Genomic DNA, 19115 nt, shown 5'->3' on the forward strand with positions numbered 1-19115 from the left:
GGCGGTGTGAATTGATTTGCACCGCCATGCATAATGATTGCATGACGATCAAGGTGGCGGTCGCCGGTGCGAGCGGCTACGCGGGCGGTGAGATCCTGCGACTTCTGTGCCGTCACCCCCGACTGCGTTCGGGTGAGCTGGAGATCGGCGCGCTGACCGCGGGTGGCAACGCCGGCAGCACGCTCGGCACCCTTCATCCCCATCTGCTCCCGCTGGGCGACCGCGTGCTGCAGGAGTCGACGCCGGAGATCCTCGCAGGCCACGACGTGGTCTTCCTCGGCCTGCCGCACGGGACGTCGGCAGCCATCGCGGATGCCCTTCCGCCCACGACGCTCATCATCGACTGCGGTGCCGACTTCCGGTTGCGCGACAGTGCCGACTGGACTGCGTATTACGGGGGACAACACGCGGGCACCTGGCCGTACGGCATGCCCGAGCTGCCGGGTAACCGCGAAGTCCTCTCCGGTGCCAGTCGTATCGCGGTTCCGGGCTGCTACCCGACGGTCTCGATCCTGTCGCTGCTGCCGGCGGTCGCCGCGGGGCTGATCGAGCCGGCGGTCACCGTGGTCGCCGTCAGCGGGACCTCCGGTGCGGGGCGCTCGCCCAAGGTCGACCTGCTGGCCGCCGAGGTGATCGGGTCGGCACGGGCCTACGGTGTCGGCGGTGTGCACCGGCACACACCGGAGATCGCGCAGGCACTCTCGGCTGTCGCCGACATGCCGGTGACCGTGTCCTTCACCCCTGTTCTGGTCCCGATGTCGCGGGGCATCCTGGCCACCTGCACCGCCCGTACCTCGGCGACTTCTGACGATGTGCGCGCGGTGTATGAAAAGGCTTATGCGGAGGAACCTTTCGTGCACCTGCTGCCGGCCGGTGCCCTGCCGACGACCGGTTCGGTGATCGGATCCAATGCGGTGCAGCTGGCGGTGACCGTCGACGAGCGCGCAGGTACTCTCGTCGCGGTCGGCGCGATCGACAACCTCACCAAGGGCACCAGTGGTGCTGCGGTGCAGTCGATGAATCTCGCGCTGGGCTGGGACGAGACCGAGGGTTTGAGCACCGTGGGGGTGGCACCGTGACCACATCGGATGATCGGATCGACGCCGACGATCGCATCGCCGGCGGTGCGCCGCTGGACGCACCGCGATTGGTGCGGGAGCAGGGCGTCAGCGCCCCGCTCGGTTTCCGGGCTGCCGGTATCGCGGCCGGTATCAAGGCATCCGGCAAGGAGGATCTTGCACTGGTCTTCAACGAGGGCCCCGACTACGCCGCAGCCGGTGTGTTCACCCGCAACCAGGTCAAGGCAGCGCCGGTGTTGTGGTCGCAGCAGGTGCTCACCACGGGCCGACTGCGTGCGGTGATCCTCAACTCGGGCGGCGCGAACGCGTGCACCGGGCCGGGCGGATTCCAGGACACCCACGCCACCGCGGAGGCCGTCGCACAGGCGCTGAGCAACTGGGGCACCGAGACCGGTGCCGTCGAGGTCGCCGTCTGCTCCACCGGCCTGATCGGCGACCGCCTGCCGATGGACAAGGTGTTGGCCGGCGTCACCGAGATCGTCCACGAGATGGGGGGCGGCCTGTCCGGGGGGACCGACGCCGCCTACGCCATCATGACCACCGATACTGTGCCCAAACAGGTTGCGCTGCACCACCCCCAGGGATGGAACGTCGGCGGCATGGGCAAGGGCGCGGGAATGCTCGCCCCGTCACTGGCCACCATGCTGTGCGTGCTGACCACCGACGCTCGCGCGTCCGCCGAGCAACTCGACACCGCCCTGCGGCGGGCCACGGCGCTGACCTTCGATCGACTCGACGTTGACGGTGCCACCTCGACCAACGACACCGTGCTGTTGCTCAGTTCCGGGGCCAGCCAGATCCCGGTCGATCAAGCAGATCTCGACGCCGCCGTGCTGGCGGTGTGCGACGATCTGGCCGCACAGCTGATGGCCGACGCCGAGGGCGTCACCAAACGCGTCACCATCACCGTCGCCGGCGCGCGGACCGAGGACGACGCGATCACCATCGCACGGACCGTGGCCCGCGACTCGCTGGTGAAGACCGCACTGTTCGGCTCCGATCCGAACTGGGGTCGCGTGCTCGCCGCGGTGGGGATCGCGCCGGTCACCATCGACCCCGACCGGATCTCGGTGTCGTTCAACGGCAACGCCGTCTGCATCGACGGTGCCGGCGCACCCGGCGCACGTGAGGTGGACCTGTCCGGAGCCGACATCGACGTGCGCATCGAGCTGGGACTCGGAGGGGCGTCCGGTTCCATCCGCACCACCGACCTGTCGCATGCCTACGTCGAAGAGAACTCGGCGTACTCGTCATGAGCCCCGACGGAGTAAATCCCGGGACCGTGGATGCCGGGGGCGCCGATCGCACCGGCATCGACAAGGCGCAGGTACTCGCCGAGGCGCTGCCGGCGATGCAGGCACTCGCCGGTGCGACCGTGGTGGTCAAGTACGGCGGCAACGCCATGGTCGACGACGAGCTCAAGCGTGCGTTCGCCGCGGACATGGTCTTCCTGCGTGCCTGCGGAATGCACCCGGTCGTCGTGCACGGCGGCGGTCCGCAGATCTCGGCGATGCTGCAGCGGCTGGGGTTGTCGGGGGAGTTTCGCGGCGGGTTCCGCGTCACCACCCCCGAGGTAATGGACGTCGCCCGGATGGTGTTGTTCGGTCAGGTCGGGCGAGAACTGGTGGGACTCATCAACTCCCACGGTCCGTACGCCGTCGGCCTGACCGGTGAGGATGCGCACCTGTTTACCGCTACACGCCGGACCGTGATGGTCGACGGCGTGGCCACCGACATCGGACTGGTGGGTGACATCACGTCGGTGAACACCTCTGCGGTGCTCGATCTCGTTGCGGCCGGACGTATCCCGGTGGTCTCGACGATCGCCCCGGACCGTGACGGCGTCGTGCACAACATCAATGCCGATACCGCCGCCGGCGCGCTCGCCGAAGCGCTCGGTGCGTCGCGGTTGGTGATGCTGACCGACGTCGAGGGGCTGTACACCGACTGGCCCGATCGGGGGTCGTTGGTGTCGCGGATCGACGTCGAGCAGGTCGCGAAGCTGTTGCCGCGCCTCGATTCCGGCATGGTGCCCAAGATGGAGGCGTGCCTGCGGGCGGTGACCGGCGGGGTCGGTGCGGCGCACGTGATCGACGGCCGTGTGCCGCACGCGGTGCTCGCCGAGCTGCTGACGTCGAACTCGGCGGGCACCACCGTCGTGCCGTACCGAACCGGCGCCGGTTCGGTCACCGAACCGGCATCGCGAGCTCACCCCGACATTTCTGATCCGAAGGCCACGACCTCATGACCACTCCCTGGCAGCAGCGGTGGACGACCGCGCTGATGAACAACTACGGCACCCCCGCGCTCACCCTCGAGCGTGGCGCCGGCGCGCACGTGTGGGATGCCGACGGCAACCGCTACCTCGACCTCCTCGGCGGAATCGCCGTCAACTCGCTCGGACATGCCCATCCCGCGATCATCGACGCGGTCGCGAACCAACTGGGAACCCTCGGGCACGTATCGAACCTCTACATCAACGAGCGCGTCGTCGAGCTGGCCGAACGGCTGCTCGACAAGTTCGGGCAGCCCGGTCGGGTGTTCTTCTGCAATTCCGGAACCGAGGCCAACGAGGCGGCGTTCAAACTTGCCCGGCGTACCGGTCGACCGCAGATCATCGCTGCCGACAAAGCATTTCACGGTCGAACGATGGGTGCGCTGGCCATGACCGGACAGCCCGCCAAGCGCGCGCCCTTCGAGCCGATGCCGCCCGGTGTCGACTTCGTGCCCTATGGCGATGTGGCGGCGCTCGAGTCGGCGGTGTCGGAACGAACGGCTGCGGTCATTCTCGAACCGATCCTGGGCGAGTCCGGTGTGGTGGTGCCGCCGGCGGACTACCTCGCGCATGCCCGGCGGATCACGTCCGAGCATGGCGCGTTGCTGATCCTCGACGAGGTGCAGACGGGAATCGCACGCACCGGAACGTTTTTCGCCCACCAAGCGGTGGGCGTCGTCCCGGATGTGATGACCCTGGCCAAGGGGCTCGGGGGTGGTCTGCCGATCGGTGCGTGCCTCGCCACCGGCGACGCCGCCGACCTGTTCACGCCCGGTCAGCACGGCACCACCTTCGGGGGGAATCCAGTCAGCGCCGCGGCGGCACTCGCGGTGCTGCGGGTGATCGACGACGAGGGGTTGCTCGACCATGTCGCCGCGGTCGGTAAGGCGATCGCCACCGGCGTCGAGGATCTCGGGCATCCGTTGATCGACCACGTCCGTGGGTCCGGTCTGCTACTCGGGATCGCACTCACCGCGCCGATCGCCGCGCGGGTTGAGAGCGCCGCGCGCGGCGGCGGCTTTCTCGTCAATGCACCCGCGCCGGACGTCGTGCGCCTCGCGCCGCCGCTGATCCTCACCGAGGAGCAGGGTCACGAATTCGTTTCGGCCCTACCGGGTTTCCTCGATGCCGCAGCGCACGATGCCGCAGCTCACTATGCGAAGGAGAAGGCATGACCCGCCACTTCCTCCGGGACGACGACCTGACACCCGACGAGCAGGCCGAGGTCCTCGCGCTCGCCGCGGAGGTCAAGCGCGACCCGTACGCACGTCGGCCGTTGGAGGGCCCGCGCGGGGTCGGTGTGATCTTCGACAAGAACTCGACGCGCACCAGGTTCTCGTTCGAGATGGGCATCGCCCAACTCGGCGGACACGCCGTCGTCGTCGACGGTCGGACCACCCAACTCGGTCGTGACGAATCGCTCGCCGACACCGGCCGGGTGCTGTCGCGCTTCGTCGACGCGATCGTCTGGCGGACCTTCGGTCAGGATCGTCTCGACGAGATGGCCTCGACCGCAACAATTCCCGTGATCAACGCGTTGTCCGACAGCTTCCATCCGTGCCAGGTCCTCGCCGACCTACAGACGATCATCGAACACAAGGGAGCCGCCGCGGGACTGCGGATGACCTATCTCGGCGATGGTGCGAACAACATGGCGCATTCGCTCGCGCTCGGCGGCGTGACCGCCGGGATGCATGTGACGATCAGTGCGCCGGAGGGCTTTTCGCCGGACCCCACGGTGATCGCTGACACCGAGAAACGTGCGCAGCTGACCGGCGGGTCGGTCCAGGTGATCGAGGATCCGGTGCACGCGGTCGCCGGCGCCGACGTGCTGGTCACTGACACCTGGGTCTCGATGGGGCAGGAGGACGACGGAAGAGACCGCAAGGCCCCGTTCCGGCCGTACCAGATCAACGCCGACCTGCTGGCCCAGGCGGCATCGGATGCCGTTGTGCTGCACTGCCTGCCCGCTCATCGCGGCGACGAGATCACCGACGAGGTGATCGACGGTCCGGCGAGTGTGGTGTTCGACGAGGCCGAGAACCGGCTCCACGCACAGAAGGCGCTGCTGATCTGGTTGCTGGAGCACCGATGACGGCGTCGAGCAGACCCGAACATCCCGAGACGCGGCTGGCCTCCACCAGGGCCGGCCGCCACGCACTGATCGTCGACATCCTCGCCAAGAACCAGGTACGCAGCCAGTCGGAGTTGCAGCATCTGCTCTCCGCCCGCGGCATCGACGCCACCCAGGCCACCATCTCCCGCGATCTCGACGAACTCGGCGCGGTGAAACTGCGTGCCGCCGACGGCGGCGTCGGCGTCTATGTGGTGCCCGAGGACGGGTCGCCGGTACGCGGGGTGTTCGGCGGGACCGATCGGCTCTCCCGGTTGCTGTCGGAACTGCTCGTCTCCACCGACGCCAGCGGCAACCTCGCGGTGTTGCGGACACCGCCGGGTGCGGCCCACTATCTGGCGAGCGCGATCGATCGGGCGAGCCTGCCCGACGTGGTCGGCACCATCGCCGGCGACGACACCATCTTCGTCTGCGCCCGTGACCCGATCGACGGCGCCGAACTGGCCCGACGAATCGAGGGTCTCGTGTGACAACCGCACGTCGCAGGGGACCCGACAACCAGCCCTGATCACCGCGAGTCCGCTTCCGCGGACCCCGATCACCCTCAGCCAACCGCGCATCCGAGAATGGATGTGCACATTCGAAACAGGAGTTCACTGAAGACATGGCCGAACGCGTCGTACTTGCATACTCGGGCGGACTGGACACCTCGGTCGCCATCAGCTGGATCGGCCGGGAGACCGGCAAGGAGGTCGTCGCCGTCGCGCTCGACCTCGGCCAGGGCGGCGAGGACATGGAGGTCGTGCGTCAGCGAGCCCTCGACTGCGGTGCGGTCGAGGCGGTACTCGTCGACGCGCGCAACGAGTTCGCCGACGACTACTGTCTGCCGGCGATCACCTCCAATGCGCTGTACATGGACCGCTATCCGCTGGTCTCGGCGCTGTCGCGGCCGCTGATCGCCAAGCACCTGGTGACCGCGGCGCGCGACCACGGCGGCACCGTCGTTGCTCATGGCTGCACCGGCAAGGGCAACGACCAGGTGCGTTTCGAGGTCGGATTCGCCTCGCTCGCACCGGATCTTGAGGTTATCGCCCCGGTCCGCGACTACGCTTGGACCCGGGAGAAGGCGATCGCCTTCGCCGAGGAGAACGCGATCCCGATCAACGTCACCAAGAAGTCCCCGTTCTCGATCGACCAGAACGTGTGGGGCCGTGCGGTGGAGACCGGGTTCCTCGAGGATCTCTGGAACGCGCCCACCAAGGACGTCTACTCCTACACCGAGGACCCGACGCTCAACTGGTCCTCGCCCGACGAGGTCATCATCACCTTCGACAAGGGCCGCCCGATTGCCATCGACGGCAGGCCGGTGAGCGTGCTCGACGCCATCGAGGAGCTCAACCGCCGTGCCGGGGCTCAGGGCGTCGGCCGGCTCGACGTGGTCGAGGACCGGCTCGTGGGTATCAAGAGCCGCGAGATCTACGAGGCCCCGGGTGCGATGGTGCTCATCACCGCGCACGAAGAGCTCGAGCACGTGACCCTGGAGCGTGAACTCGGGCGATTCAAGCGCCGCACCGACCAGAAGTGGGCCGAACTGGTCTACGACGGTCTGTGGTTCTCGCCGCTCAAGCGCTCGCTGGACACCTTCGTCGAGTCGACCCAGGAGCACGTCTCCGGCGACATCCGCCTGACACTGCACGGCGGACACATCTCGGTCAACGGTCGGCGCAGCGCCGAATCGCTGTACGACTTCAACCTCGCGACCTACGACGAGGGTGACAGCTTCGATCAGTCCGCGGCGCGTGGATTCGTCGAGTTGCACGGTCTGTCGTCGAAGATCGCGGCGCGCCGGGATCTGATCGGTGAGTGAGAAGGCCGGCGGCACCAACGAGGGTTCGCTCTGGGGTGGCCGATTCGCCGACGGCCCGGCCGCGGCAATGGCGGCGCTGAGCAAGTCGACGCATTTCGACTGGGTGCTGGCGCCCTTCGACATCCGCGCTTCCAAGGCGCATGCGCGGGTGCTCAACGCGGCCGGACTGCTCGGCGATGACGACCTCACCGCGATGCTCGACGGTCTGGATCGTCTGGCCGCCGACGTCGCCGATGGCACCTTCGGTCCGGCGCCGTCGGACGAGGACGTCCACGGTGCCCTCGAGCGTGGACTGATCGAGCGGGTGGGCGCGGAGTTGGGCGGACGGCTGCGAGCGGGCCGGTCGCGCAACGACCAGGTCGCCACCCTGTTCCGGATGTGGGTGCGCGAGGCCATGAGTCGGGTCGCTCTCGGCGTGCTCGACGTGGTCGACGCGCTCACCACCCAAGCCGCCGCGCATCCCGATGCGGTGATGCCCGGAAAGACCCACCTGCAGGCCGCGCAGCCGGTCCTGCTCGCGCATCACCTGCTCGCGCACGCCCAGCCGCTGATCCGCGACATCGATCGCCTTCGTGACGCCGATCGGCGGACCGCGGTGTCGCCGTACGGTTCCGGTGCCCTCGCCGGGTCGTCGCTCGGACTCGATCCCGGCGCGATCGCCACCGAACTGGGTTTCGACGCGCCGGCCGAGAATTCGATCGACGCGACATCGGCGAGGGATTTCGCCGCCGAGGCCGCGTTCGTCTTCGCGATGATCGCCGTCGATCTCTCGCGGTTGTCCGAAGAGGTGATCATCTGGAGCACACCGGAATTCGGTTATGTGACTCTGTCGGACGCGTGGTCGACGGGTAGCTCGATCATGCCGCAGAAGAAGAACCCCGATGTCGCCGAACTCGCGCGCGGCAAGGCGGGGCGGCTCATCGGCGACCTGACCGGACTCATGGCCACCCTCAAAGCCCAACCGCTGGCCTACAACCGGGACCTCCAGGAGGACAAGGAGCCACTGTTCGACGCGGTCGCCCAGCTCGAGTTGTTGCTTCCGGCGATCGCCGGGCTCGTGGGTACCCTGCGGTTCCACGAGGAGCGGATGGCCGAACTCGCGCCCGCCGGATTCACCCTCGCCACCGATATTGCCGAATGGCTTGTGCGTCAAGGCGTTCCGTTCCGGGTTGCACACGAACTCGCCGGGGCCTGCGTCCGGGAGGCCGAGAACCGTGGGGTCGGGCTCGACGAACTCGACGACGCGGCCTTCGCGGCAATCGATCCGGCGCTCACCCCGCAGGTCCGTGAGGTGCTCACCGTCCGCGGGTCGATCGAGTCGCGCGACGCCCACGGCGGTACCGCGCCCCGGCAGGTTCGACGACAGCTCGACGTGCTGGCCGAGGAGACCGCCCGAGAGCGCGCATTCTGGCAGGACAGGGTGTCGGTCGGATAGCTCGGCGCGCCCGTTGTCGACGCGCCGGCGGACGGACTGGCCGATAGCGGTCCGTCTGCCGAATCGGGTGGGTAGAGTGAGTGCCCACTGAGGAGGGGTGTCGATTGGGCGGAATTCCGGATGTGGGCGCGGTGGTCGGCCGAGTGGTCGCAACCGCACAGAACGGACTCGAGGTATTGCGCCTCGGAGGTCTGGAGACGGGTACCCAGCCCGCGCCCTTCGCGGTCGTGGAGACCGAGAAGATGTTCAAGCTGCGGCGGTACTTCCCCGGCGACGACGCCGACGGTCCGAACGTGGTCCTCATCCCGCCGATGATGGTGTCGGCGAACGTCTACGACGTCACCGAGCACAACGGGGCGGTGTCGATCCTGCACCGGCACGGGATCGTGCCATGGGTGATCGACTTCGGGTCACCCGACACCGTCGAGGGCGGGATGGAACGCGACCTCGCCGACCACGTGGTCGCGGTGAGCCGAGCGATCGACCTGATCATCGATGCGACGGGCAAGGACGTCCACCTCGCCGGGTATTCGCAGGGTGGGATGTTCGCCTACCAGACGGCTGCGTACCGACGAAGCAAGGGACTCGCGAGCCTGATCACCTTCGGCAGTCCCGTGGACGTGCTCGCGGCGTTGCCGCTCGGACTCCCGGCCGGGCTGGTGGTCCCCGGTGCCGAGATCCTCGCCGATCGCGTGGTCAGTCATCTGTGGGTTCCGGGATGGTTGGCGCGCTTGGGGTTCCAGATGCTCGACCCGGTCAAGACCGCACGCAGCCGGCTGGACTTCCTGCGCCAGCTCCACGACCGCGACGCCCTCCTGCCGCGCGAAGATCAACGGCGTTTCCTCGAATCCGACGGCTGGGTCGCGTGGTCCGGTCCGGCGATCGCGGAGTTGCTGCGGCAGTTCGTCGTTCACAATCGCATGGTGTCCGGTGGATTCGTCATCAACGGCGAACTGGTCACTCTCGCCGAGATCACCTGTCCCATTCTCGCGTTCGTCGGCGAGGCCGACGACATCGGCCAGCCGGCCGCGGTGCGCGGAATCGTGCGAGCGGCCCCGGACGCCGAGGTCTACGAATCACGGGTACCCGTAGGGCATTTCGGGCTCGTCGTCGGCAGCACCTCGGGCGCCCAGACGTGGCCGATCACCGCTCAGTGGATCGGGTGGCAGTCCGGCCTGCGCCCGAGGCCGGCGTCGCTGGAGGAGATGACAGTTCCCGAGCCCGGTAGCGGATCGGGGGTGAGCGTGGCATCGCGGATCACCCACGGCCTCGGCGCCGTCGCCGACGCCGGCGCGGGGGTCTCCCGCGATCTGATGGGCATCGCGTCGTCACTGCAGCGGTCGTCGATCGCCGTCGCCCAGGAGTCCGTGCGTACCGTGCCGCGGCTCTTACGCTTGGGCCAGATCCAGGCCGGAACCCAGATCTCGCTGGGAAAGCTGATGTCGGAGAACGCCAAACGCGGCGCCCAGAAAGAGCTGTTCCTGTTCGAGAACCGTGTGCTCACCCACGCGCAGGTCAACCTCCGTATCGACAACGTCGTCGCCGGCCTGGTGTCCTGCGGGATTCGCCCGGGCCAGCACATCGGTGTGCTGATGGACACCCGCCCCAGTGCCCTGGTGGTGGTGGCGGCGCTGTCGCGCTTGGGTGCGGTGGCGGTGATGCTCTCGCCCGAGGGCGACATCGACGAGATGTTGCGTCTGTCCGACTGCGGTGTGGTCATCACCGACCCGAAGAACCTGGACACTGCTGCGGCGCACAGTGATCGGGTACTGATCCTGGGCGGAGGCGGCGGGGATACCCGAGAGATCGACCGTGCCGACGGCCACCGGATCGTCGACATGGAACAGATCGATCCCGACGAGGTCGAGATGCCGGTGTGGTATCGCGCCGACCCCGGGTTGGCCGGCGATCTGGCGTTCATTCTCTTCACCCGGTCGCAGGGCAAACTCGCCACCTGGCCCATCACCAACCACCGGTTTGCGATGTCGGCGTTCGGTGCAGCGTCGGCGGCGGGCCTGACCGACCGCGACACCGTGTACTGCTTGCCGCCCCTGCATCACGCGTCGGGGCTGCTCACAACGCTCGGCGCGACCGTCGTCGGACGATCTCGGATTGCGCTGTCCAACGGTGTGGATGCCGAGACCTTCGCCATGGAGGTTCGCCGCTACGGCATCACGGTCGTCTCGTACACGTGGACGATGATGCGCGAGATCGTCCGGGCGGAGAACTTCCACATCGCCGAGCACAACCCCATCCGGTTGTTCATCGGGTCGGGCATGCCCGTCGGGTTGTGGGAGGACGTGCAGGTGGCATTTCCGCGGGCACGGGTACTCGAGTTCTTCGCGACCGCCGACGGTTCGGCGATTCTGGCCAATGTGGCCGGCGATCAGGCGGGGTCGATGGGACGTGAACTGCCGGAGACGAATCCGGTCCAGGTGGCCGCGTTCGACATCGAGAATGCACGGCTGGAGGTGGCGCCCAACGGATTCGTGCGGCGTGCCGATGCGGGGGAGGTCGGGCTCCTCCTGGCCCGCACCCGCTATCGATTCGACATCTCCTCGACGGTGTTGCGAGATGTGTTCAGCCGCAACGACCGTTGGGAGGTCTCCGGCCACCTGTTCCGACGCGACTCCGACGGTGACCTGTGGTTCATGGGTTCGGCGGACTCGGCGGTGCGCTCGACCGATGGGATCCTGTATCTCCCACCGATAGAGAACGCGCTGTCCCGGGTGGACGGCGTCGACCAGGTCGTCGCCTACAGCGTGGGTGATCCCGGTGCGCAGCTGGCGATCGCGGCCCTGACACTGAGACCGTCGATGAGGGAGGAGTCGCTGACCGTGACCAAGTTGCGTGTGGCGCTCGGTGAATTGCCGGCGCCGCAGCGGCCCCATCTGATTCGGGTGGTAGACGAGATCCCGGTATCGGACTCATATCGACCGATGGCGACAGGTTTCATCCGTGAGGGGTTGCCGCAGCCGGGCGCCAAGGTCTGGTATCGCGACGCAGAGGGGCGTTACCGCAGGTACACCAGGTCGTCGGCGGCCAAGATCGCGTGGAACACTGTCGCGGCGACGGAAGCGGCGGGCGAAGCCACCGGCACGATACGGTGAGGTCGACACGCAGCAACCGCGGTGTCGCGTGATCGTCGAACGAAGGGAACAAGCGGAAATGTCGTCGCGTGCCGAGGCCATCGATCCGATCGTTCGGGAACGACTCGTGTGTCCGCAGGACCATGGCCCGCTGCTCGACGCAGGCGACGAGCTGTACAACCCGCGCCTTCACGTGGCCTACCGCATCGACGCCGACGGGATCCCCGTGATGCTCGCCGACGAGGCGAGAGCCGTCGATGATGCCGAGCACGCTTCGTTGACCAGCGGTTCCTGACGCGCGGCCGTCCTGCCGCCGGGCCCTCGGACGGAATCCGGGGGCGGGGTGGGAAGATCGTCGGGTGAGTGCGCAGACCTCGGAGAACGCAGTGACCACCAGCGATATCCTCGAAGAGCTCGAATGGCGTGGTCTGATCGCGCAATCGACCGATCTCGATGATCTTCGTACCGCTTTGGACGCCGGTCCCATCACCCTCTACGCCGGGTTCGATCCGACCGCGGCAAGTCTGCACGCCGGCCACCTCGTGCCGCTGCTGACGTTGCGACGCTTCCAACTCGCCGGCCACCGACCTCTCGTACTCGCGGGTGGCGCCACCGGACTCATCGGTGACCCACGCGAGGTGGGGGAGCGTTCCATGAATGCCGCCGATGTCGTTGAGGGATGGGCGGATCGGATCGGCGGGCAACTGAGGCGGTTCGTCACCATCGACGACGCGCCGAACAGCGCTGTTCTCGTGAACAACCTCGACTGGACCGGGCCGATGTCGGTCGTCGACTTCCTCCGGGATCTGGGCAAGCACTTCTCGGTGAACGTGATGCTGGCGCGCGAGACCGTCAAACGACGCCTCGAGACCGACGGAATCAGTTACGCCGAGTTCAGCTACATCCTGCTGCAGTCCAACGACTACCTCCAGCTGCATCGACGACATGGCTGCTCGCTGCAGATCGGCGGGTCAGATCAGTGGGGCAACATCATCGGCGGTGTCGATCTGGTTCGACGAGTCGATGGCGATGCGGTCCACGCGCTGACCGTGCCGCTGGTGACCTCCGCCGACGGGAAGAAGTTCGGCAAGTCCACCGGCGGCGGTAGCCTCTGGCTCGATCCGGAGCTGACCAGCCCGTATGCGTGGTACCAGTACTTCGTCAACACCGCCGACGCCGACGTCGTGCGCTACCTGAGATGGTTCACCTTCCTCGATCGTGAGGAAATCGCCGAACTCGAGCGCGCCACCGAGGAGACCCCGCACCTCAGACTCGCGCAGAAGCGACTGGCAGCGGAGATGACGACGCTGATCCACGGCTCTGAACACACCGCTGCCGTTCAGTTGGCGAGTCAGGCCCTGTTCGGTCGCGGCGATCTCGACGATCTCGACGAACAGACGCTGGCTGCAGCCCTCGGTGAGACGACGGTGGCCGACTACTCCGGGACGCGGCCGACCATCGTCGAGCTGTTGGTGGACACCAAGCTGTGCGACAGCAATAAAGCTGCACGACGCGCGGTCGCCGAGGGCGGGGCGTATGTGAACAATGCGAAGATCACCGACGAGGAGTGGCGACCGGCCGACTCGGATCTGTTGCACGGCCGGTGGCTGGTCGTCCGGCGTGGCAAGAAGTCGTTCGCAGGCGCACGCATCGCCCCTTGACCTGGGGATTTGACGCGATGTTCCAACGCATGTAACTTTCTTGTTGCACCGCAGAGAGCAACTCCCCCGGCGCCGACAGGAATCGGGGGTTGCAGGATGTCCTCACCTCCTCGGAGTGGAGGCAGCCGATCCGCGGTACGTCGGACGCAGCAAGGCCAGACACGATTTGGCCTAACCGCCGCGATCTGGCACACTGGACGAGTTGCCCGTGATTGGGTGGCGAATCCTGAACGACAACTCGCTGGAGTTCGCCCTTGTGTGGGGTGGTGTTGGTGGGTGTGTGTTCTTTGAGAACTCGATAGTGTATTGGTGGATTGTTTGATGCCATTTGTTTTGTGGCATTAGAGTTTGTGCATCGCGCCTCGTTGTGGGGTGTGGTGTGGATTGTTTTTTGCCAGTTTTTTGGATTGTTTTTGTCAGGTTTTGCTTTCCTGGTTTGTGTTGAAACTGTTTGGTTTCGATGTTTTTTCATGGAGAGTTTGATCCTGGCTCAGGACGAACGCTGGCGGCGTGCTTAACACATGCAAGTCGAACGGAAAGGCCCTGCTTGCAGGGTGCTCGAGTGGCGAACGGGTGAGTAACACGTGGGTGATCTGCCCCTGACTTTGGGATAAGCCTGGGAAACTGGGTCTAATACCGGATATGACCATGGGATGCATGTTCTGTGGTGGAAAGCTTTTGCGGTTGGGGATGGGCCCGCGGCCTATCAGCTTGTTGGTGGGGTAATGGCCTACCAAGGCGACGACGGGTAGCCGACCTGAGAGGGTGATCGGCCACACTGGGACTGAGACACGGCCCAGACTCCTACGGGAGGCAGCAGTGGGGAATATTGCACAATGGGCGCAAGCCTGATGCAGCGACGCCGCGTGAGGGATGACGGCCTTCGGGTTGTAAACCTCTTTCAGCAGGGACGAAGCTTTCGGGTGACGGTACCTGCAGAAGAAGCACCGGCCAACTACGTGCCAGCAGCCGCGGTAATACGTAGGGTGCGAGCGTTGTCCGGAATTACTGGGCGTAAAGAGCTCGTAGGCGGTTTGTCGCGTCGTCTGTGAAATTCTGCAGCTTAACTGCAGGCGTGCAGGCGATACGGGCAGACTTGAGTACTACAGGGGAGACTGGAATTCCTGGTGTAGCGGTGAAATGCGCAGATATCAGGAGGAACACCGGTGGCGAAGGCGGGTCTCTGGGTAGTAACTGACGCTGAGGAGCGAAAGCGTGGGTAGCGAACAGGATTAGATACCCTGGTAGTCCACGCCGTAAACGGTGGGTACTAGGTGTGGGTTCCATTTCACGGGATCCGTGCCGTAGCTAACGCATTAAGTACCCCGCCTGGGGAGTACGGCCGCAAGGCTAAAACTCAAAGGAATTGACGGGGGCCCGCACAAGCGGCGGAGCATGTGGATTAATTCGATGCAACGCGAAGAACCTTACCTGGGTTTGACATACACCAGACGCCAGCAGAGATGTTGGTTCCCTTGTGGTTGGTGTACAGGTGGTGCATGGCTGTCGTCAGCTCGTGTCGTGAGATGTTGGGTTAAGTCCCGCAACGAGCGCAACCCTTGTCCTGTATTGCCAGCGGGTTATGCCGGGGACTTGCAGGAGACTGCCGGGGTCAACTCGGAGGAAGGTGGGGATGACGTCAAGTCATCATGCCCCTTATGTCCAGGGCTTCACACATGCTACAATGGCCGGTACAGAGGGCTGCGATACCGTGAGGTGGAGCGAATCCCTTAAAGCCGGTCTCAGTTCGGATCGGGGTCTGCAACTCGACCCCGTGAAGTCGGAGTCGCTAGTAATCGCAGATCAGCAACGCTGCGGTGAATACGTTCCCGGGCCTTGTACACACCGCCCGTCACGTCATGAAAGTCGGTAACACCCGAAGCCGGTGGCCTAACCCCTTGTGGGAGGGAGCTGTCGAAGGTGGGATCGGCGATTGGGACGAAGTCGTAACAAGGTAGCCGTACCGGAAGGTGCGGCTGGATCACCTCCTTTCTAAGGAGCATGCAACATTCCCAGGCCGGCGGCGTCTGTCCGTTGGGTGGGTGTGTGTTCATAGGGTGAAACATCAAACACGCCATGTGGCTGATCGTATGTGCGGTTGGTTGCGGGTGATCGTGCTGGGTGACTGGTGCGGTGCTGCTAATACACTGTCGGGGTTCTGAGGGAACACACTGGTTGTGTTGTCTTGGTGCTTGCAATGGTTGTCGTGTTGGTGAGGTGTCCTGTGGTGGGGCGCGGAGATGCGGTGATGTTGTGGGTGTGTGTTGTTTGAGAAGTGCATAGTGGATGCGAGCATCTTTATTTTTGCAATGCATATCGAATCAATGTTTTTGGTTTGTGTGTTTTGTTCGAGTTGAAAGAAATGTTTGTCAGGCAAATGGCTAAACTGGTGGGCGGCTTCGTTGTTTCGGGGGCGTCTGTGGGTTTAGGTGTTGTTGTAAGTGTTTGAGGGCGTTCGGTGGATGCCTTGGCACCAGGGGCCGATGAAGGACGTGGTAGGCCGCGATAGTCCTCGGGGAGTTGTCAAACGAGCTGTGATCCGAGGGTGTCCGAATGGGGAAACCCAGCACGAGTGATGTCGTGTTACCACCAGCTGAATGTATAGGCTGTGTGGGGGGAACGTGGGGAAGTGAAACATCTCAGTACCCATAGGAAGAGAAAACAATTGTGATTCCGTGAGTAGTGGCGAGCGAAAGCGGAGGATGGCTAAACCATGCGCATGTGATACCGGGTAGGGGTTGTGTGTGTGGTGTTGTGGGGTCTGTCTTCCTCGATCTACCTGTCGGGGCGTGAGTGAGAAAGCTGCATGCTAGGTGAAGTGGCCTGGAATGGTCTGCCGTAGGCGGTGAGAGTCCGGTAGCTGAAAGCGTGTGGTCTTGCGTGATGGTGTCCCCAAGTAGCAGCGGGCTCGTGGAATCTGCTGTGAATCTGCCGGGACCACCCGGTAAGCCTGAATACTTCCTGGTGACCGATAGCGGACTAGTACCGTGAGGGAAAGGTGAAAAGTACCCCGGGAGGGGAGTGAAAGAGTACCTGAAACCGGACGCTTACAATCCGTCAAAGCCTGTGGATTCTTTGGTGAATCGTGGGTGATGGCGTGCCTTTTGAAGAATGAGCCTGCGAGTTAGTGCTCGGTGGCGAGGTTAACCCGTGTGGGGTAGCCGTAGCGAAAGCGAGTCTGAATAGGGCGTTCTATAGTCGCCGGGTCTAGACCCGAAGCGGAGTGATCTACCCATGGCCAGGGTGAAGCGCGGGTAAGACCGCGTGGAGGCCCGAACCCACTTCAGTTGAAAATGGAGGGGATGAGTTGTGGGTAGGGGTGAAAGGCCAATCAAACTCCGTGATAGCTGGTTCTCCCCGAAATGCATTTAGGTGCAGCGTGGTGTGTTTCTTGCCGGAGGTAGAGCTACTGGATGGCCGATGGGCCCTACTAGGTTACTGACGTCAGCCAAACTCCGAATGCCGGTAAGTGAGAGCACTGCAGTGAGACTGCGGGCGATAAGGTTCGTAGTCGAGAGGGAAACAGCCCAGATCGCCGGCTAAGGCCCCTAAGCGTGTACTAAGTGGAAAAGGATGTGGGGTCGCGAAGACAACCAGGAGGTTGGCTTAGAAGCAGCCACCCTTGAAAGAGTGCGTAATAGCTCACTGGTCAAGTGATCCTGCGCCGACAATGTAGCGGGGCTCAAGTACACCGCCGAAGCCGCGGCACTCACATGTGAGCCCGCCGGTTCTCTATGGGGGATCGGCTAGGTGTGTGGGTGGGTAGGGGAGCGTCCTGCATCCGTGGAAGCGCCGGAGTGATCTAGGTGTGGAGGGTGTGGGAGTGAGAATGCAGGCATGAGTAGCGAAAGCAGAGTGAGAAACTCTGCCGCCGGATGACCAAGGGTTCCTGGGCTAGGCTAATCCGCCCAGGGTGAGTCGGGACCTAAGGCGAGGCCGACAGGCGTAGTCGATGGACAACGGGTTGATATTCCCGTACCCGTGTATCCGCGTCCATGCTGAATCATCTGTACTAACCATCCAAATCCTGATCGATACTCTTCGGAGTACGTGAGGGGGCTGCATGGGACCTTGGGTGGTAGTAGGCAAGCGATGGGGTGACGCAGGAAGGTAGTGGGGCCAGGCGATGGTTGTCCTGGTGTAAGCCTGTAGGACGGGGCATTGGTAAATCCGTGCCCCATATAGTCTGAGAGGTGATGCGTAACCGTTGTGGTGAATTCCATGATCCTATGCTGCCGAGAAAAGCCTCTAGTGAGTTGGTACACGGCCCGTACCCCAAACCAACACAGGTGGTCAGGTAGAGAATACTAAGGCGATCGAGAGAACTGTGGTTAAGGAACTCGGCAAAATGCCCCCGTAACTTCGGGAGAAGGGGGACCCATTCTGGTGACGACATTTACTGTTTGAGCTGGTGTGGGTCGCAGAGACCAGAGAGAAGCGACTGTTTACTAAAAACACAGGTCCGTGCGAAGTCGTAAGACGATGTATACGGACTGACGCCTGCCCGGTGCTGGAAGGTTAAGAGGACCGGTTAATCACTTCGGTGGTGAAGCTGAGAATTTAAGCCCCAGTAAACGGCGGTGGTAACTATAACCATCCTAAGGTAGCGAAATTCCTTGTCGGGTAAGTTCCGACCTGCACGAATGGCGTAACGACTTCTCTGCTGTCTCAACCACAGACTCGGCGAAATTGCAGTACGAGTAAAGATGCTCGTTACGCGCGGCAGGACGAAAAGACCCCGGGACCTTCACTATAGCTTGGTATTGGTGTTCGGTTCGGTTTGTGTAGGATAGGTGGGAGACTGTGAAGTGGCCACGCCAGTGGTTGTGGAGTCGTTGTTGAAATACCACTCTGATCGTATTGGACTTCTAACCTCGGACCCTGATCGGGTTCAGGGACAGTGCCTGGTGGGTAGTTTAACTGGGGCGGTTGCCTCCTAAAAGGTAACGGAGGCGCCCAAAGGTTCCCTCAGCCTGGTTGGCAATCAGGTGGTGAGTGTAAGTGCACAAGGGAGCTTGACTGTGAGACGTACATGTCGAGCAGGGACGAAAGTCGGGACTAGTGATCCGGCACCAACGTGTGGATGTGGTGTCGCTCAACGGATAAAAGGTACCCCGGGGATAACAGGCTGATCTTCCCCAAGAGTCCATATCGACGGGATGGTTTGGCACCTCGATGTCGGCTCGTCGCATCCTGGGGCTGGAGTAGGTCCCAAGGGTTGGGCTGTTCGCCCATTAAAGCGGCACGCGAGCTGGGTTTAGAACGTCGTGAGACAGTTCGGTCTCTATCCGCCGCGCGCGTTAGAAACTTGAGGAAACCTGTCCCTAGTACGAGAGGACCGGGACGGACGAACCTCTGGTGTGCCAGTTGTTCCGCCAGGAGCATTGCTGGTTGGCTACGTTCGGAAGGGATAACCGCTGAAAGCATCTAAGCGGGAAGCCTGTTCCAAGATGAGGTTTCTCACCACCTTTGAGTGGTTAAGGCCCCCCACAGACCATGGGGTTGATAGGCCAGAACTGGAAGCCCAGTAATGGGTGTAGGTGACTGGTACTAATCGGCCGAGGACTTACAACAACATCCTTATATTCTTTCGTACTCTCAAAGAATCAAGATGTGTCGCATCCACTATGTACTT

General features: G+C 63.9%; 11 protein-coding genes and 2 rRNA genes. All 13 read left to right on the forward strand.

Annotated elements, in window-relative coordinates:
* Positions 1-41: 41 nt before the first annotated feature.
* The 13 genes from argC (at position 42) to QNM97_RS09565 (ending at position 19054) form a co-directional block, all read left to right on the forward strand.
* Entirely contained in the window at positions 42-1079 is a 1038-nt protein-coding gene (argC, locus tag QNM97_RS09505) for an N-acetyl-gamma-glutamyl-phosphate reductase (protein WP_283822518.1), read from the forward strand.
* Positions 1076-2335, forward strand: a complete 1260-nt coding sequence (argJ, locus tag QNM97_RS09510; protein ID WP_208791474.1) for a bifunctional glutamate N-acetyltransferase/amino-acid acetyltransferase ArgJ — start codon at positions 1076-1078, stop codon at positions 2333-2335. Before argC ends, argJ begins: the two co-directional genes overlap by 4 nt.
* Positions 2332-3327 (forward strand): acetylglutamate kinase, encoded by a 996-nt coding sequence (gene argB, locus QNM97_RS09515; RefSeq protein WP_283822519.1) that lies wholly within the window; start codon positions 2332-2334, stop codon positions 3325-3327. The genes argJ and argB overlap by 4 nt, the downstream gene beginning before the upstream one ends.
* On the forward strand, positions 3324-4529 hold the full coding sequence (locus tag QNM97_RS09520; RefSeq protein WP_283822520.1) for an acetylornithine transaminase: 1206 nt from the start codon (positions 3324-3326) through the stop codon (positions 4527-4529). The genes argB and QNM97_RS09520 overlap by 4 nt, the downstream gene beginning before the upstream one ends.
* A complete protein-coding gene (gene argF / locus QNM97_RS09525; RefSeq protein ID WP_123928248.1) occupies positions 4526-5449 on the forward strand; it encodes an ornithine carbamoyltransferase in 924 nt (307 codons plus the stop codon). The genes QNM97_RS09520 and argF overlap by 4 nt, the downstream gene beginning before the upstream one ends.
* Positions 5446-5958 carry an arginine repressor gene (locus QNM97_RS09530; RefSeq protein ID WP_208791470.1) on the forward strand — a complete coding sequence of 171 codons (513 nt, stop codon included), beginning with the start codon at positions 5446-5448 and terminating at the stop codon, positions 5956-5958. The genes argF and QNM97_RS09530 overlap by 4 nt, the downstream gene beginning before the upstream one ends.
* A 134-nt stretch (positions 5959-6092) precedes the next feature.
* Positions 6093-7295 (forward strand): argininosuccinate synthase, encoded by a 1203-nt coding sequence (locus QNM97_RS09535; RefSeq protein WP_208791469.1) that lies wholly within the window; start codon positions 6093-6095, stop codon positions 7293-7295.
* Complete coding sequence (argH, locus tag QNM97_RS09540; protein WP_283822521.1) at positions 7288-8730, forward strand: argininosuccinate lyase; 1443 nt, start codon at positions 7288-7290, stop codon at positions 8728-8730. Before QNM97_RS09535 ends, argH begins: the two co-directional genes overlap by 8 nt.
* A gap of 122 nt (positions 8731-8852) precedes the next feature.
* The gene (locus QNM97_RS09545; RefSeq protein ID WP_283823149.1) at positions 8853-11840 is read left to right on the forward strand and encodes an AMP-binding protein; all 2988 of its coding nucleotides are present in this window, start codon (positions 8853-8855) and stop codon (positions 11838-11840) included.
* 58 nt (positions 11841-11898) lie between these two features.
* Positions 11899-12114, forward strand: a complete 216-nt coding sequence (locus QNM97_RS09550; RefSeq protein ID WP_283822522.1) for a Trm112 family protein — start codon at positions 11899-11901, stop codon at positions 12112-12114.
* Positions 12115-12178: 64 nt separating this feature from the next.
* The gene (gene tyrS, locus QNM97_RS09555) at positions 12179-13480 is read left to right on the forward strand and encodes a tyrosine--tRNA ligase (protein ID WP_283822523.1); all 1302 of its coding nucleotides are present in this window, start codon (positions 12179-12181) and stop codon (positions 13478-13480) included.
* A 467-nt stretch (positions 13481-13947) separates the two neighbouring features.
* Positions 13948-15472 (forward strand): 16S ribosomal RNA (locus QNM97_RS09560).
* Positions 15473-15915: 443 nt separating this feature from the next.
* Positions 15916-19054, forward strand: a 23S ribosomal RNA gene (locus QNM97_RS09565).
* Together the 16S and 23S rRNA genes form the textbook arrangement of a ribosomal RNA operon.
* Positions 19055-19115 lie beyond the last annotated feature (61 nt).

The sequence above is a fragment of the Gordonia sp. L191 genome, from assembly GCF_030077625.1.
In the GTDB taxonomy this organism is placed as follows: Bacteria; Actinomycetota; Actinomycetes; order Mycobacteriales; family Mycobacteriaceae; genus Gordonia; species Gordonia polyisoprenivorans_A.

What these genes read in the sequence shown, in the direction of transcription:
- argC (WP_283822518.1), top strand. Translation starts at nt 42, where the DNA reads ATGACGATCAAGGTGGCGGTCGCCGGTGCGAGCGGCTACGCGGGCGGT.
- argB (WP_283822519.1), top strand. Translation starts at nt 2,332, where the DNA reads ATGAGCCCCGACGGAGTAAATCCCGGGACCGTGGATGCCGGGGGCGCC.
- QNM97_RS09520 (WP_283822520.1), top strand. Translation starts at nt 3,324, where the DNA reads ATGACCACTCCCTGGCAGCAGCGGTGGACGACCGCGCTGATGAACAAC.
- argF (WP_123928248.1), top strand. Translation starts at nt 4,526, where the DNA reads ATGACCCGCCACTTCCTCCGGGACGACGACCTGACACCCGACGAGCAG.
- QNM97_RS09530 (WP_208791470.1), top strand. Translation starts at nt 5,446, where the DNA reads ATGACGGCGTCGAGCAGACCCGAACATCCCGAGACGCGGCTGGCCTCC.
- QNM97_RS09535 (WP_208791469.1), top strand. Translation starts at nt 6,093, where the DNA reads ATGGCCGAACGCGTCGTACTTGCATACTCGGGCGGACTGGACACCTCG.
- QNM97_RS09550 (WP_283822522.1), top strand. Translation starts at nt 11,899, where the DNA reads ATGTCGTCGCGTGCCGAGGCCATCGATCCGATCGTTCGGGAACGACTC.